Consider the following 14,293-nt stretch of genomic DNA (forward strand, 5'->3'; position numbering starts at 1 on the left):
AGTGGGTTACCAAAGCGCGGGGCTGACGTGGCGCACGGCGGCTTGCTAGAGTGGCGGCCGTGACACCGCATCCCCACCCTGCTCCGTTGCGCGATCCCCTGCCCATGCTCGAGCGCACCCGGCGCGAATGGGGTGGCCAGGAGGACTACTGGGTGTTCGGCTACGGCTCGCTGATCTGGCGGCCCGAGTTCGAGCATGTGGAGCACCGGCTCGCGCGCGTGCACGGCTGGCACCGCGCGCTCAAGATGTGGAGCCGCGTCAACCGCGGCACACCCGAATGCCCGGGCCTGGTGTTCGCGCTGCTGACCGGCGGCAGCTGCCAGGGCGTGGTGTTCCGCATTCCCCAGCGCGACGGCGACGCGGTGCTGGAGCGGCTGTGGGCACGCGAGATGCTGATGGGCGTGTACGACCCACGCTGGCTGCACTGCACCACGCCCGAAGGGCCGGTCAAGGCACTGGCCTTCACGCTGTCGCGCAAGAGCCCGAGCTTCACGCGCACGCTGACGGACGAGGACTACCGGCGCGTGTTCACGCAGTCCTGCGGGCGCTTCGGCACCACGCTGGACTATGCGCGCGAGACCTTCGAGAGCCTCAAGCGCCACCAGATCCGCGACAAGGCGCTGGAGAAGCTGCTCAGGCTGGCGGGCTGAGCAACCAGCGCTCGGCACGCGCGAGATCGTCCAGCGTGTCGATGTCGGTCACGCAGCCGGGGCCGTCGAGCACGAGTTCCAGCACCTGCCCAGAGCGCTTGCGCGCCTGCACGATCGCGGCCGCGCCGGCCTCGCCGGACAGGGCCAGCAGTTCGTCGCGGCAGCCGTTGGAGAAGCCGACCGGGTGGCCCCGCACACCGCCGTGCTGCGGCAGCACCACCGCGGCCTGGGCCAGTGCCGCGGCCACGCGCTGCAGCGCGGACGGCTCGATCAGCGGCAGGTCGCCCGGCAGCACGAGCCAGCCCCCTGCCCCCTGGGTGGCGCGCACGGCCGCGGCGATCGAGTCGCCCATGCCTGGATGGCCCGCGTCTTCCAGGTGCCAGGCCAGCCCGCTGGCGCGCACGGCGTCCAGCGTGTGCTGCAGCACCGGCTTTCCGGCCAGCAAGGCCTGCAGCTTGTGCACCTGGCCGCCCGAGGCACGGAAGCGCTCGCCGCGGCCGGAGGCCAGCACCAGGACGACAGGCGGCGCAGTGGACACGCTCAGGCCAGCTTGAACGGCAATTCGCGCAGCGGCTTGCCGGTCAGCCGCGCGACGGCGTTGGCGAAGGCCGGCGCCAGCGGCGGCAGGCCGGGCTCGCCCATGCCGGTCGGCGCGTCGGCGCTGGGCACGATGTGCACGTTGACGACCGGCATGTCGGTGATGCGCGGCACCACGAAATCGCCGAAGTTGCTCTGCTCGACCACGCCGTCCCTGAGCGTGATGGCCGCACCCGGCAGGCACATGGACAGGCCCATCAGCGCGGCGCCCTGGATCTGCGCCTCCACGCTCCTGGGATTGACCGCGAGGTTGCAGTGCACGCCGGCCGTCACCCGGTGCAGCTTGGGCTGGCCGCCCTCCACTGAGGCCTCGACCACATAGGCCACGACCGAGTCGAAGGACTCGTGCACGGCAACGCCCCAGGCCCGGCCGGCCGGCAGCTGGCGACGGCCGTAGCCCGAGCGGTCCACGGCCAGCTGCAGCGCCGCGCGGTGGCGCGCGCTCTTCTCGCCCATGAGACCCATGCGGTAGGCGACCGGATCCTGGCCCGTCGTGCGCGCGATCTCATCGATCAGCGTCTCCATGACATAGGCCGTGTGCGTGGAACCCACGCTGCGCCACCACAGCACCGGCACGTTCAGCTTGGGATGGTGGACCGACAGGCGCATGGGCAGCGTATAGGGCTCAGGCATGCCTTCGACCATCGTCGTGTCCACGCCGTCCTTGACCATGGCCGACTCGAAGAAGGTGCCCGAGATGATGGACTGGCCCACGATCACATGGTCCCAGGCCAGCACCTTGCCCTTGGCGTCGAAGCCGATCTCGGCGCGGTGCACGTGCATGGGGCGGTAGTAGCCGCCGCGCATGTCGTCCTCGCGGCTCCACAGGGTACGGATCGGCGCGGCGATGCCGGCCGCCTGCGCGGCCTTGGCGATGGTGCAGGCCTCGACCACGAAGTCGCTGGTCGGCAGGCCGCGCCGTCCGAAGCCGCCGCCGGCCATCTGCACGTGCAGCGTGAGGTTCTCGGGCTGGATGCCGAGCACGCGCGCGGCGGCCGCGGCGTCCAGGCCGGGCATCTGGGTGCCGGTCCAGACCGTGGCCTTGGCGCCGGCCCCGCTGCCGTCCAGCTGCACCGTGCAGTTCAGCGGCTCCATGGCGGCGTGGGCCAGGTAGGGGAACTGGAATTCGGCGCTGATCTTGTGCGGCGCGCCGGCCAGCGGCGCCAAGTCGGCCTGGTACTTCACGTGGCCGGGCTTGGCCGCCAGCGTGCGGTAGCTGGCCAGCTGGGCCGCGCTGTCGACCTTCTCACGGTCCGCGTCGTTCCACTGCAGCTTGAGCGCGTCGCGGCCCTGCTTGGCGGCCCAGTAGCCCGTGGCCACCACGGCCACGCCCTCGCCGCCGTCGTGCAGCGGCACGCGCAGCACGGCCTTGACGCCGGGCACGGCGCGCGCCGCCGCATCGTCGACCGATGCGAGCCTGGCGCCGAACACGGGCGGGCGCTGGCACACGGCCGTCAGCATGCCGGGCACGCGCACGTCGATGCCGAAGGACTGCTGGCCGCTGGACTTGGCCGGCGCGTCGAGCCGGCCCGTGGGCTGGCCGATCAGCTTGAAGTTCTTCGGGTCCTTGAGCGTGACCTGGGTCGGCACGGGCAGCTGCATGGCGGCCTCGGCCAGCTGGCCGTAGTCCGCGCGCTTGCCACCGGGGCCGATCACCACGCCGCGCTCGGTCGCGAGCGACGCTGCCGGAACATTCCACTGCGTCGCCGCGGCCTGCACCAGCATGGCCCGGGTGCGCGCACCGAGTTCGCGGTACTGCACATAGGAGTTCTTGATGGCCGTGGAGCCGCCCGTCAGGTGCATGCCGAAAGCCGGGTCGGCGTAGGCGACGGCCTGGGTTCCGTGCACCGCGCGCACGCGGCTCCAGTCGGCGTCCAGCTCCTCGGCCAGCACCATGGCCAGGCCCGTGTGCGTGCCCTGGCCGAACTCCAGGCGGTTGACGGTCACGGTGACCGTGCCATCGCGCCCGATGTTGACGAAGGCGGCGGGCTGCTGGCCCGGCTTGAGCGCCGGCGCGGCCGCGTCCTGGGCCTCGGCCAGCATGGGGAACAGCCCCAGCGCGAAGCCGCCGGCGGTGGCCAGCTTGAGGAAACTGCGGCGCGGCAGGCCGTCGGCCTGGTCGCCATCGCCGAGGCGGCGGGCCAGCTGGGGCGGCAGCATGGCGCGGATCTGGTCGGCCGGGATGTCGTGCATGAGCATGGTGGTCTCCGGTTCAAGCCAGCGCCGCGGCGGCTTCGTGGATGGCGGCGCGCACGCGCGCATAAGTGCCGCAGCGGCAGATGTTGCCGGCCATGGCGGCGTCGATGTCGGCGTCGGAGGGCTTGGGGTTGGCCTGCAGCAGCGCGGTGGCGCTCATGATCTGCCCGCTCTGGCAGTAGCCGCACTGCGCCACGTCGATCTTGACCCAAGCGGCCGACACGGCCTTGCCGATGCGGTCCGTCGGAATCGCCTCGATCGTGGTGATCTTCTGGCCGGCCGCGGCCGAGATCGGCGTGACGCAGGAGCGGATGGCCGCGCCGTTCAGGTGCACGGTGCAGGCACCGCACATGGCCATGCCGCAGCCGAACTTGGTGCCGGTCATGCCGAGCGTGTCGCGCAGCGCCCAGAGGATGGGGGTGGAGTCGTCGGCATCGACCTGGACGTCCTTGCCGTTGATGTTCAGCGTCGCCATGGGGACCTTTCGTGGGTGGGGTGGTTGAGCGAATGAATGTTCATTCTTTTATGTGTCAATGTTCACAAGCCGAGGGACTGGCATTCAGGCCTTGATGCCGTCCCAGAAGATCGCGAAAGCCTGCGCCAGCGCCGCCTCGGTGTCGGGCAGGTCGCCGCTGCGCAGCAGATTGGCGGTTTCGCGGACCGAGCCGAAAAAGCTCGCCGCCAGCAGCATGGTGGGCACGTCCTTGACGATCTGCTGCGCCCGTGCCTCGTCGAAGAAGCCCAGGCACTCGCCTGTGAAGCGGGCCGAGAACTGGCGCGAGGCCTCGCTGAACCAGGGCGAGTTGTAGTACTGCTCCATGAACACCGTCTCGGCGTAATGGGCCTGGCGATGCCGGAGCAGCAGCAGCCAGTTGCGCTGGAAGCGCGCACGGAACGGCATGGCCCGGCCGGCATCCTCGGTGATCAGCCGCGCCAGCGCGCCCTTGACCTGCTCGTACAGCGCGTTGAGCAGTTCTTCCTTGGACTTGTAGTAGACGTAGAGCGTGCCCGTGGCGATGCCGGCCTCGCGCGCGATCGCGGCCATGGTCAGGCCCGACAGGCCGACCTGCGCCACGAGCGCGAAGGTCGCGTCCGCGATGGCCTGCTGCTTGTCTTCGTCCTTGGGTTTCACGCCGCCGATCTTAGATGAATGAATATTCAGTCGTCAATCAGGTCAGCTGGAAATTGCGCGCTTGCGGCTGCGGCGGGCCGTCGCTGCGGCCCAGGCTTTCGAGCACCGCGGTCTCGATGGTCCAGCACAGGCTGTCCAGCGCGAGGTCGTTGGCGGCCAGGCCGAAAGGCTCCTCGAGTTCCGAGCCCAGCGCCTCCAGCGCGAAGAAGGTGTAGGCGATGAAGGCCACGATCACCGGCGTCATCGGACCGATCGCGTCGACCAGGCCGAACGGCAGCAGCAGCACGTAGCAATAGATGGTGCGGTGGATGATCACGCTGTAGGTGAACGGGATGGGCGTGCTCGCGATGCGCTCGCAGCCGCCCAGCGCACTGCCGAGTTGCGCCAGCGGCGCCTCCAGCACCGGCACCAGCGGCGCGGCCACCCTGCCCTGCGCACGCATCTCGCCCAGCCACTCGCCGGCCATCTGCAGGAGCATCGCGGCCGGAAAGCGCGCGGCCCCCACGCGCGCGGCCTCTTCGGGCGGCAGCAGCCGCGCCAGATCGGCGCTGGCATCGCTGCGGCGCAACTGATGGCGCAGCGCATGGGCGAGTGCGATGAGCCGGCGCGCCAGCACGGCCGCATGTTCGGGGCCATCGACCAGGGTCAGCGCGTGGCGCATGGCGGCGCGGCACTCGACCAGCAGCGTGCCCCACAGCACGCGCGCCTCCCACCAGCGGCTGTAGCTGGTGCCGTTGCGAAAGCCCAGGAAGATCGCCAGCGTCAGCCCGATCAGCGAGAACGGCACGAAGTTGAGCGGGATCTTCCACTGCAGCACCTGGCCGTGCAGCACGGTCACGCCGATGGCGAAGGCCAGCGCGCACAGCAGCTGCGGCAGGATCAGGTGCAGGATGGAGCCGTGCCGCACGAACAGCAGGTGCAGCCAGTGGGGACGGGGGCGTACGATCATCGCAGGGACAACGGAAGGCGCAGGGCCGGCATGGTACGCGCCGGGCGCTGCACAATCCGGGTCCATGAGCGAACTCCAGACCTCCATCGCCGCGCTGCGCAAGAGCTACGAACGGGCCGAACTCGACGAATCGGCCTCGCATGCCGACCCGCTGCAGCAGTTCGACCAATGGCTGAACGAGGCCATCGCGGCCCAGGTGCCCGAACCCAATGCGATGACGCTGGCCACCGTCGGCAGCGACCTGCGCCCGTCCACGCGCATCGTGCTGATCAAGGGCTATGACGCGCGCGGCCTGGTCTTCTACACCAACTACGAGAGCCGCAAGGGCCAGGAGCTGGCCGGCAATCCGTATGCGGCGCTGCAGTTCCACTGGGTCGAGCTCGAGCGCGTGGTGCGCATCGAAGGTGTGGTGGAGAAGACCAGCGCCGAGGAAAGCGACGCCTACTACGACAGCCGCCCGCTGGACTCGCGCATCGGCGCCTGGGCCAGCCCGCAGAGCCAGGTGATTTCCGGCCGTGGCGTGCTGGTGGCCAACGCCGCGAAGTACGGCGCGCAGTTCCTGCTCAAGCCGCCGCGGCCGCCGCACTGGGGCGGCTACCGCCTGGTGCCCACCGCATGGCAGTTCTGGCAGGGCCGCAGGAGCCGGCTGCACGACCGGCTGCAGTACCGCCGGGACGGCACCGGCTGGGTGCGCGAACGCCTCGCGCCCTGAGGCAGCGCTCTCACTTCTTGTAACCATCTCGCGGGAAACCACCGAGAGCAAACGTTTGCGCAAACGTTTTGGCATCCCTATATTGCCTGCTTCCCGAAACGCAGCAAGAACAGGAGATACCGATGCGTTCGACCCGCCGCACCCTTTCCACCGCGCTGGCCCTGGCCGGCGTCCTGGCCGCCGTGCCAGCCCTGGCGCAGACCCCGCCCAAGGTGGCCCTGGTCATGAAGTCGCTGGCCAACGAGTTCTTCCTGACCATGGAAGAAGGCGCCAAGGCCCACCAGAAGGCCAACGCCAAGCAGTACCAGCTGCTGGCCAACGGCATCAAGGACGAGACCGATGCGGCCGCACAGATCCGCATCGTCGAGCAGATGGTGGCCCAGAAGGTCGACGCCCTGGTCATCGCCCCGGCCGACTCCAAGGCTCTGGTGCCGGCCATCAAGGCCGCCGCCGACAAGGGCGTGCTGATCGTCAACATCGACAACCGGCTCGACGCGGCCGCGCTCAAGGAAAAGGGCCTGTCCGTGCCCTTCGTCGGCCCGGACAACCGCGCCGGCGCCAAGCTGGTGGGCGATGCGCTGGCCAAGACGCTCAAGGCGGGCGACAAGGTGGGCATCATCGAAGGCGTGTCCACCACCTTCAATGCACAGCAGCGCACGCTGGGCTACCAGGACGCGATGAAGGCCGCTGGCATCACGGTGGTGGGCGTGCAGTCGGGCCAGTGGGAGATCGACAAGGGCAACCAGGTGGCCTCCAGCATGCTGCGCGAGCACCCGGACCTCAAGGCCCTGCTGGCGGGCAACGACTCCATGGCGCTGGGCGCGGTGGCAGCCGTGAAGGCCGCGGGCAAGACCGGCAAGGTGGCCGTGGTGGGCTACGACAACATCAGCGCGATCAAGCCCATGCTGCAGGACGGGCGCGTGCTGGCCACGGCCGACCAGTTCGCGGCCAAGCAGGCGGTGTTCGGCATCGAGACGGCGCTCAAGGCGCTGGCGGCCAAGACGCCCCAGTCGGCCATGCCCGCGGAGATCAAGACCGACGTGGTGCTGGTCACCCGCGACTCCAAGTGAAGGAGCACGGCATGCAAAGACGATCTTTCGGAGTTCTTGTCGCCGGCATCGCGCTGGGGCTGGGCGCTTGTGGCGGTGGCGACGACGACGCCCCGCCCAAGATCATCATCGACAGCGACTACAACACCATGAGCGACGATGGCCAGCTCGGCGTGATGGCCGCACAGCTGCAAGCCGAAGGCAAGCTGCAGGTGCTGGGCATCACCGTGGTCTCGGGCAACAAGTGGCTGGACCAGGGCGTGGTCGAGGCGCTCAAGTCCATGGAAAGGCTGGGCATGGGCCAGCGCATCCCGGTGTACGCGGGCGAGAACTACGCGCTCTCGCACGACTGGGCCACGATCGAGCAGGAACTGGCCGCCGGCGCCGTCAACGACGGCTACTACGGCGCCTGGAGCGTGCAGAAGACGGCCCCGACCGCCGCCGAACTGGTCGCGCCGTCGGACGGTTTCGCGACCAACACGGCGCTGCAGCCCCAGCATGCCGTCGACTTCCTGATCGACAGCATCAAGGCCAACCCGCGCGAGGTCACCATCCTGGCCATCGGCCCGCTGACCAACATCGCCAAGGCCATGCGCAAGGCGCCCGAGATCGTGCCGCTGATCAAGCAGATCATCTACATGGGCGGGGCCGTGCACGTGCCGGGCAACACCACCAAGCTGGCCGAGTTCAACTGGTGGTTCGACCCCGAGGCCGCGCAGTACGTGGTGCGCCAGCCGGTGCCGCAGGTGGTGGTGCCGCTGGACGTGACCGACACCGTGCAGCTGACCACGCCGATCTACAACCGCATCGCGCATGGCGCGCGCGAGACCGCCGTCACGAAGCAGTTCAAGAAGGTGATGGGGCCCGGCTTCAACGGCGTCGGTTTCGAGGGCGACCCGAACTACGAGCTGGACGTCTGGGACACGCTGACCATCGCCTACCTGATCGACCCCGCCTACGCGACCGAGGTCAGCGAGGAATACGTGGACGTGGTCAACGCGCCCGGCCAGGCCAACAACGGCCAGTCCATCGGCTACGCCACGCAGCCGGCCGGCCCGACGCTGCAGAAGATGAAGGTGGTGAAGAAGTTCGACAACGCGCGCTTCTTCGAGTTCTATGTGGACCTGCTCACGCGGCCGGTGCCGATTCCCTGAGGCCGATGGCGCCGCGCGCGGGCGCGGCGCCGCTCAGAACGCCACGCCGGCGTAGAGCAGCACGTTCGCGTACGGCGTGCACTCGCCAGTGCGCACCATGGCCTTGGCACCGCGGCACAGCTGCTTGAACTGGTCGTGCGACACCTGCTCGGGCACCACCGGCAGCGCCGCGCTCCAGGCCGGGCGCTGCAAGCCATCCGGGCCGCAGGCCTCCTGCGCGATGACGGCGCGCTCGACCTGCAGTTCGCTGAGCACCGCGGCCAGCACCTCGCCGAAGCCCGGCACGCCGCGGGCGACCGCCAGGTCGATGCGCAAGGGCCCGGCCGGGATCGGCAGGCCGGCATCGCCGATGACGAGCAGGTCGCCATGGCCCATGCCGGCGATCACCCGCGAGAGTTCGGCGTGCAGCAAGGTGGTTCGCTTCATGGCAGTTCCTTCACCGCGGGCAGCTGGGCCTGCGCATCGATCTCAGCCGCCGTCGGAATCGACACCTGCGCGCCCACGCGCGTGACGCACACGGCGGCCGCACGCACGCCGCGCGCGGTGGCCTCGGCCAGGCTCTGGCCTGCAGCCAGCGCCACCGCCAGCGCGCCCGCAAAGGTGTCGCCCGCGGCCGTGGTGTCGACGGCATGCACTTGCGGTGCGGGCTGCCAGCGGCAGCCGCCCTGCTCCACCGTGACGGCACCCTGCGCCCCCAGGGTCACGACCACGCGCGCGACGCCGCGCGCGCGCAGCACCTGGCCGGCGGCAGCAGCCTCTTCGGGTGTCGTCACCGCGCAGCCGGCATAGGCTGCGGCCTCCACCTCGTTGACCACCAGCGTGTCCAGCTGCGGCCACAGGCTGTCGGGCAGCGGCTGCATGGGCGAGGGATTGAGCAGCACCGGGCAGCCTGCGCGGTGCGCCGCGGCCACGGCCGCCAGCACCACGGGCAGCGGTGATTCGAGCTGCGTGACGAAGAACTGCGCGCCCTGCAGCTGCTGCGCGAGCGCGGCCTCGTCCGCTTGCAGCGCGGCATTGGCGCCGGGCAGCACGACGATGCGGTTCTGCGCCGAATCCTCCAGCATCACGAGCGCGCGGCCGGTCGGCTCCTGCGGATCGACCTGCAGCGCATCGAGCACGATGCCGTCCCGGGCCAGCGCATCGCGCAGCGCGCGGCCGTCGGCGTCGTCACCGATGCGCGCCAGCAAGCGCACGCTGGCGCCCTGGCGCGCGCAGCTGACGGCCTGGTTGCCCCCCTTGCCGCCGGGCAGCAAGGCCAGCGAATGGCCGATCAGCGTCTCGCCGGCCTGCGGTGCGCGCGGCACGCGCAGCAGCAGGTCCATGTTGAGGCTGCCCAGCACCAGGATCTGCGGTGCGTCGTTCATGGCGTCATTTCCTGGTAGGGCGCGGTCGAGGCACGCACGCGCAGCTCGGGCTGCAGCACCACCTTGCGCGCATCCTGCCTGCGGCCTTCGATGCGCTCGAGCAGCATGTCCACCGCCATCGCGGCGATCCGCTGCTTGGGCTGGGCCACGGTGGTCAAGGGCGGGCAAGCGAAGCGGGCCAGCTCGATGTCGTCGAAGCCGACCACCGAGAGCGCGTCGGGCACGGCCACCCCGCACTCGTGCGCGGCGCACAACGCGCCGATGGCCATCAGGTCGTTGGCGACGAAGACGGCGCTGGGCCGCGGCGTCTGCCGCAGGATGGCGTGCATGGCGGCATAGCCGCCCTCGCTCGTGAAGTCGCCCGCGTGCAACAGGCCCGCACTGGGCAGGCCGAGCGTGGCCAGCGCCATGCGCCATCCCTCGGCGCGCTGGTCGGCCGTGGCCACGCCGGCCGGGCCGCCGATGCAGGCGATGCGGCGGTGGCCCAGCGTGGCCAGGTGCTGCACGGCCAGCAGCGCGCCCTGCATGTGCGCCGTCTCCACCAGATCGCAGGGCAAGGTGTCGATCTCGCGGTCGACCATGACGGTGGGCATGCGCAGGCCGGCCAGCAGCCCGGGCAGGGCCGGGTCTTCGCCGGAGGACACCACGATGAGGCCGTCCACGCGCCGCTCGGCCAGCACCTGCAGCACCATGCCCTGGCGGCGCGGCTCGTCGTCGGTGTTGCACAGCACCAGGTTGTAGCCCGCGCCGAAGCAGCGGTCCTCGATGCCGCGCACGATCTCGGCGAAGTACGGGTTCGAGCTGTTGGGGATCAGCATGCCCAGCGTGTTGGTGGCGCTGCGCTGCAGGCTGCGCGCCACGGCACTGGGCACGTAGCCCAGCTCGCGGATGGCCTGCTCTACGCGGGTGCGCCCCTCCTCGCTGACGAAGCGGGTCTTGTTGACCACGTGCGAGACGGTGGTCACCGAGACCCGGGCCGCGCGGGCCACGTCCTTGATGGTGGCCATGCCCTCAGCCCCTGGCGGCGCGGCGCTGGCGCAGCGTGTCGACGATCACCGCCACCACGATCACGCAGCCCGTGATGATGCGTTTGCTCGGCTCGCTGGCCCCGACCTGGGCCAGGCCGGCCTCCAGCACCGCGATGATGAGCACGCCGATGAAGGTGTTGACCACCGAGCCGCGCCCGCCCATGAGGCTGGTGCCGCCGATCACCACGGCGGCGATCACGCGCAGCTCCATCCCCTGCCCGGCGTTGGGATCGGCCGCTTCCATGCGCGCGGCCTGCATGAGGCCGGCCAGGCCGGCCAGCAGGCCGGTGAGCGTGAACACGGCGATGCGCACGGGTCGCGGGTCCACGCCGGCCAGGCGCATGGCCTCCTCGTTGGTGCCGATGCCGACCACGCTGCGGCCGAACACGGTGCGCGTGAGCACCAGCTGGCCGACGACGACCAGCAGCACGGCGATCAGGAAGGCCACCGACACGCCGCCGAGCAGCGGTGCGGCCAGGCCGGCGATGCGCTCGCCCACGTACTGTGTGCGCGAGCCCGTGACCAGGTAGGCCGAACCGCGCACCACCTCCAGCATGCCCAGCGAGACGATGAAGGACGGCAGCCGCCAGGCCACCGAAACCGAACCCAGCACCAGGCCGCACAGCGCACCGGCCGCCAGGCCCAGCAGCGCCGCGGCCAGCGGCGTCCAGCCCCATTGCAGCACGGCCATGGCCGAGAGCGCGGCGCTCAGCGCCAGCACCGAGCCGACCGACAGGTCGATGCCGGCGATGATCAGCACGAAGGTCATGCCCACGGCCATCACGGCCAGGGCCGGGATCTCGTTGACGATGGCGACGAAGGTGTCGGCCGTGAAGAAGTATTCGCTCAGGCTGCTGAACAGCGCGACCATGCCGAGCAGCACGACGGCCAGGCCCAGATAGGTGCCGAGCTGGGCGTTCAGGCCGGCGCGCGCTGTCGGGGCCGAGGGGGGATTGGTGGCAGCACTCATGCCGTTTCCTCATTGCGGGGTTCGGCGACACCGCTGAACGCGGCCGCCAGAAGGGATTGCTCGGTCCAGGCGCCGCGCTCGAAGACCTGCACCAGCCGCCCTCCGCTCATCACGCCGATGCGGTCGCACAGGCCGGTGAGTTCGCGCAGGTCGCTGGAGACCACCAGCAGGGCACGGCCGTCGGCGGCCATGCGGTCGAGCTCGGCGTAGAGGTCGGCACGGGCGCCGACGTCGACACCGCGCGTGGGCTCGTCCAGCAGCAGCACCTCGCAGTCGCGGTGCAGCCAGCGCGCGAACACCACCTTCTGCTGGTTGCCGCCGGACAGCGCCGCCACCGGTTGCTCTTCGTCGCGGCAGCGCACGCGCAGCTTGCGCACGAGCGCCTGCACCGTGCTGCGCTCCCGGCCGGGCTGCAGCCAGCCGGCCCGCGCAACGGCGGGCAGGTCGCTCAGCGTGGTGTTGACGCGGATCGACTGCGGCAGCAGCAGGCCTTCGGACTTGCGGTCCTCGCTGACCAGACCGATGCGCCGGCGCACGGCCTGCACGGGGTTGTTCCAGCGCGGCACGGGCTGGCCCTCGGCCAGCAGATCGACGCTGCCGCGGTCGGCGCGGTCGGCGCCATAGATCAGGCGCAGCAGCTCGGTGCGGCCGGAACCCACGAGCCCGGCGATGCCGAAGACCTCCCCGGCGTGCAGATCCAGGCTCACGTCGCGCACGGCATGGCCGCGCGTGAGGCCGCGCACGCGCAGCTTGACGGGCCCGGCCGGTCGGCGCGCACGCGCTTCGTCGGACGCGAGCGCGCGGCCGATCATGCGCTGGACCAGGTCCTCCTCGCGCACACCGGCCATGGGCCGGGCGTCGACGAGGCGGCCGTCGCGCAGCACGGCCACCTGGTCGCAGATGCGCCGCAGTTCCTCGAGCCGGTGCGAAACATAGACCAGCGCCACGCCGGCCGCCGAGAGCTGGGCGATCTGCGCGAACAGCCGCTCGGACTCGCGCGCAGTGAGCATGGCGGTGGGCTCGTCCAGGATCAGCACGCGCGTGTCGTCCTGCAGGTTGCGTGCGATCTCCACCATCTGCTGGTGGCCGATGCCCAGGCGCGCCACCGGTGTGTCGGGGTCCACGTCCGCCAAGCCGATGCGCGCGAGCTGTGCCTCGGCCAGGCGGCGCAGGCGGCGGCGGTCCACCCAGCCGGCACGGTGCGGCAGTCGGCCCAGCAGCAGGTTCTCGGCCACGGTGAGCGTGGGCACCAGGCCCAGCTCCTGCATGACCATGCGCACGCCGCGCGCCTCCGCCTCGCGCCGCGAGCGCGGCGCGAACGCTTGCCCGTCGAGCCGCATGCTGCCGCGCGTGGGCACGATGAGGCCGCAGACGATCTTGGACAGCGTGCTCTTGCCAGCGCCGTTCTCGCCCGTCAGCGCCAGCACCTGGCCGGCGTGCAGTTCCAGGCCGACGCCGTCCAGCACGGTGGCGGCATAGTCCTTGCCGATGCCCTGCAGCGCGAGGACCGGCGGCGGCTGGCCGGCCATGCTTACTTGCTGTCCTTGGTGACGAGCACCACGTCGGTCTTGATCTCCGCGGGCATGGCCGACTGGGGCGTCTTGGCCGCCAGCGCCTTGAGCGCCGTCTCGATGCCGAACACCGCCTGCTTGGCCGCGAACTGGTCGGCCGTGGCCAGCACGCGCCCGTCCTGCAGCATGGGCTTGATCGCGCTGATGTTGTCGTAGCCCACCACGGCCACCTTGCCGGTCTTGCCGGCCGCCTTCACGGCCGCCACCGCGCCGAGTGCCATGGAGTCGTTGCCGGCCAGCAGGGCCTTCAAGTCCGGGTGCTCGCGCAGCATGCTGGAGGCCACCTGGTTGCCCTTGTCGATCTCCCACTGGCCCGACTGCACGCCCACCACCGTGATGCCGGCGGCCTTCATCGCGTCCTGGTAGCCCAGCGTGCGCTGCTGTGCATTGAAGGTGGTGGACACGCCTTCGATGATGCCCACCTTGTCGCCCGCCTTGAGCGTCTTGGCCAGCGCATCGCCCACCAGCTTGGCGCCGGCGCGGTTGTCCGGGCCCACGAAGGGCACGGACAAGCCCTTTTCCTTGAGCGCGGCCGCGTCGAGCCGGTTGTCGATGTTCACGATCAGCACGCCCTTGTCGGCCGCGGCCTTGACGGCCGGCACCAGGGCCTTGGAATCGGCCGGGGCGATGACCAGGGCGTCGACCTTCTGCGCCACCATCTGCTCGACGATGCGGATCTGCGCGGCCGCATCGGTCTCGTCCTTGATGCCGTTGGCCAGCAGCTGGTACTGCTTGGCGTTGGCCTTCTGGTGGGCCTTGGCGCCTTCTTCCATGGTCAGGAAGAACTCGTTGGCCAGCGACTTCATGACCAGGGCCACCTTGGGCGGGGTCTGCGCCAGGGCTGGCACAGCGGCCAGAACGCCGGCCAGGGCCAGCGCGGTGGAAAGGGTGCGGCGGGTCGAACGCATGGTGTCTCCTTAT

At 70.6% G+C, this 14,293-nt stretch carries 15 protein-coding genes; 4 read left to right on the forward strand and 11 right to left on the reverse strand.

Features of this window, described 5'->3' with window-relative positions:
• Nucleotides 1–104 precede the first annotated feature (104 nt).
• Nucleotides 105–650, forward strand: a complete 546-nt coding sequence (locus IE209_RS19645) for a gamma-glutamylcyclotransferase (protein ID WP_189688604.1) — start codon at nucleotides 105–107, stop codon at nucleotides 648–650.
• Here IE209_RS19645 and IE209_RS19650 read toward each other — a convergent pair.
• The 5 genes from IE209_RS19650 to IE209_RS19670 form a co-directional block, all read right to left on the reverse strand.
• A complete protein-coding gene (locus IE209_RS19650) occupies nucleotides 634–1,194 on the reverse strand; it encodes a nucleotidyltransferase family protein (RefSeq protein ID WP_189688633.1) in 561 nt (186 codons plus the stop codon). The two genes, IE209_RS19645 and IE209_RS19650, sit on opposite strands and share 17 nt — an antisense overlap.
• Complete coding sequence (locus IE209_RS19655; RefSeq protein ID WP_229882950.1) at nucleotides 1,191–3,407, reverse strand: xanthine dehydrogenase family protein molybdopterin-binding subunit; 2,217 nt, start codon at nucleotides 3,405–3,407, stop codon at nucleotides 1,191–1,193. The genes IE209_RS19650 and IE209_RS19655 overlap by 4 nt, the downstream gene beginning before the upstream one ends.
• 52 nt (nucleotides 3,408–3,459) lie before the next feature.
• Entirely contained in the window at nucleotides 3,460–3,918 is a 459-nt protein-coding gene (locus IE209_RS19660) for a (2Fe-2S)-binding protein (RefSeq protein ID WP_189688606.1), read from the reverse strand.
• A gap of 84 nt (nucleotides 3,919–4,002) precedes the next feature.
• Nucleotides 4,003–4,575 carry a TetR/AcrR family transcriptional regulator gene (locus IE209_RS19665; RefSeq protein ID WP_189688607.1) on the reverse strand — a complete coding sequence of 191 codons (573 nt, stop codon included), beginning with the start codon at nucleotides 4,573–4,575 and terminating at the stop codon, nucleotides 4,003–4,005.
• Nucleotides 4,576–4,612: 37 nt separating this feature from the next.
• Entirely contained in the window at nucleotides 4,613–5,524 is a 912-nt protein-coding gene (locus IE209_RS19670) for a bestrophin family protein (RefSeq protein WP_189688608.1), read from the reverse strand.
• 64 nt (nucleotides 5,525–5,588) lie between these two features.
• On the opposite strand from IE209_RS19670, the gene pdxH reads away from it, so the two are divergent.
• From pdxH to IE209_RS19685, 3 genes are all read left to right on the forward strand, one after another.
• The gene (pdxH, locus tag IE209_RS19675) at nucleotides 5,589–6,236 is read left to right on the forward strand and encodes a pyridoxamine 5'-phosphate oxidase (RefSeq protein WP_189688609.1); all 648 of its coding nucleotides are present in this window, start codon (nucleotides 5,589–5,591) and stop codon (nucleotides 6,234–6,236) included.
• Nucleotides 6,237–6,358: 122 nt separating this feature from the next.
• Nucleotides 6,359–7,306: a sugar ABC transporter substrate-binding protein gene (locus IE209_RS19680; protein WP_189688610.1), complete on the forward strand. Its 948-nt coding sequence runs from the start codon at nucleotides 6,359–6,361 to the stop codon at nucleotides 7,304–7,306.
• 11 nt (nucleotides 7,307–7,317) lie between these two features.
• Nucleotides 7,318–8,439, forward strand: coding sequence for a nucleoside hydrolase (locus IE209_RS19685; protein WP_189688611.1), 1,122 nt, complete (start codon nucleotides 7,318–7,320; stop codon nucleotides 8,437–8,439).
• A 33-nt stretch (nucleotides 8,440–8,472) separates the two neighbouring features.
• On the opposite strand, the gene rbsD is transcribed toward IE209_RS19685, so the two are convergent.
• From rbsD to IE209_RS19715, 6 genes are read right to left on the reverse strand one after another with little or no spacing between them, the layout of a single operon-like run.
• Nucleotides 8,473–8,865 (reverse strand): D-ribose pyranase, encoded by a 393-nt coding sequence (gene rbsD / locus IE209_RS19690; RefSeq protein ID WP_189688612.1) that lies wholly within the window; start codon nucleotides 8,863–8,865, stop codon nucleotides 8,473–8,475.
• Nucleotides 8,862–9,803, reverse strand: coding sequence for a ribokinase (rbsK, locus tag IE209_RS19695; protein WP_189688613.1), 942 nt, complete (start codon nucleotides 9,801–9,803; stop codon nucleotides 8,862–8,864). Before rbsK ends, rbsD begins: the two co-directional genes overlap by 4 nt.
• Nucleotides 9,800–10,810 (reverse strand): LacI family DNA-binding transcriptional regulator, encoded by a 1,011-nt coding sequence (locus tag IE209_RS19700; protein ID WP_189688614.1) that lies wholly within the window; start codon nucleotides 10,808–10,810, stop codon nucleotides 9,800–9,802. The genes rbsK and IE209_RS19700 overlap by 4 nt, the downstream gene beginning before the upstream one ends.
• Nucleotides 10,811–10,814: 4 nt before the next feature.
• Entirely contained in the window at nucleotides 10,815–11,801 is a 987-nt protein-coding gene (locus tag IE209_RS19705; protein ID WP_189688615.1) for an ABC transporter permease, read from the reverse strand.
• A complete protein-coding gene (locus IE209_RS19710) occupies nucleotides 11,798–13,330 on the reverse strand; it encodes a sugar ABC transporter ATP-binding protein (RefSeq protein WP_189688616.1) in 1,533 nt (510 codons plus the stop codon). The genes IE209_RS19705 and IE209_RS19710 overlap by 4 nt, the downstream gene beginning before the upstream one ends.
• A gap of 2 nt (nucleotides 13,331–13,332) precedes the next feature.
• Nucleotides 13,333–14,280, reverse strand: a complete 948-nt coding sequence (locus tag IE209_RS19715; protein WP_189688617.1) for a sugar ABC transporter substrate-binding protein — start codon at nucleotides 14,278–14,280, stop codon at nucleotides 13,333–13,335.
• Nucleotides 14,281–14,293 lie beyond the last annotated feature (13 nt).

This window comes from Pseudorhodoferax aquiterrae, assembly GCF_014652235.1.
In the GTDB taxonomy this organism is placed as follows: domain Bacteria; phylum Pseudomonadota; class Gammaproteobacteria; order Burkholderiales; family Burkholderiaceae_C; genus Pseudorhodoferax; species Pseudorhodoferax aquiterrae.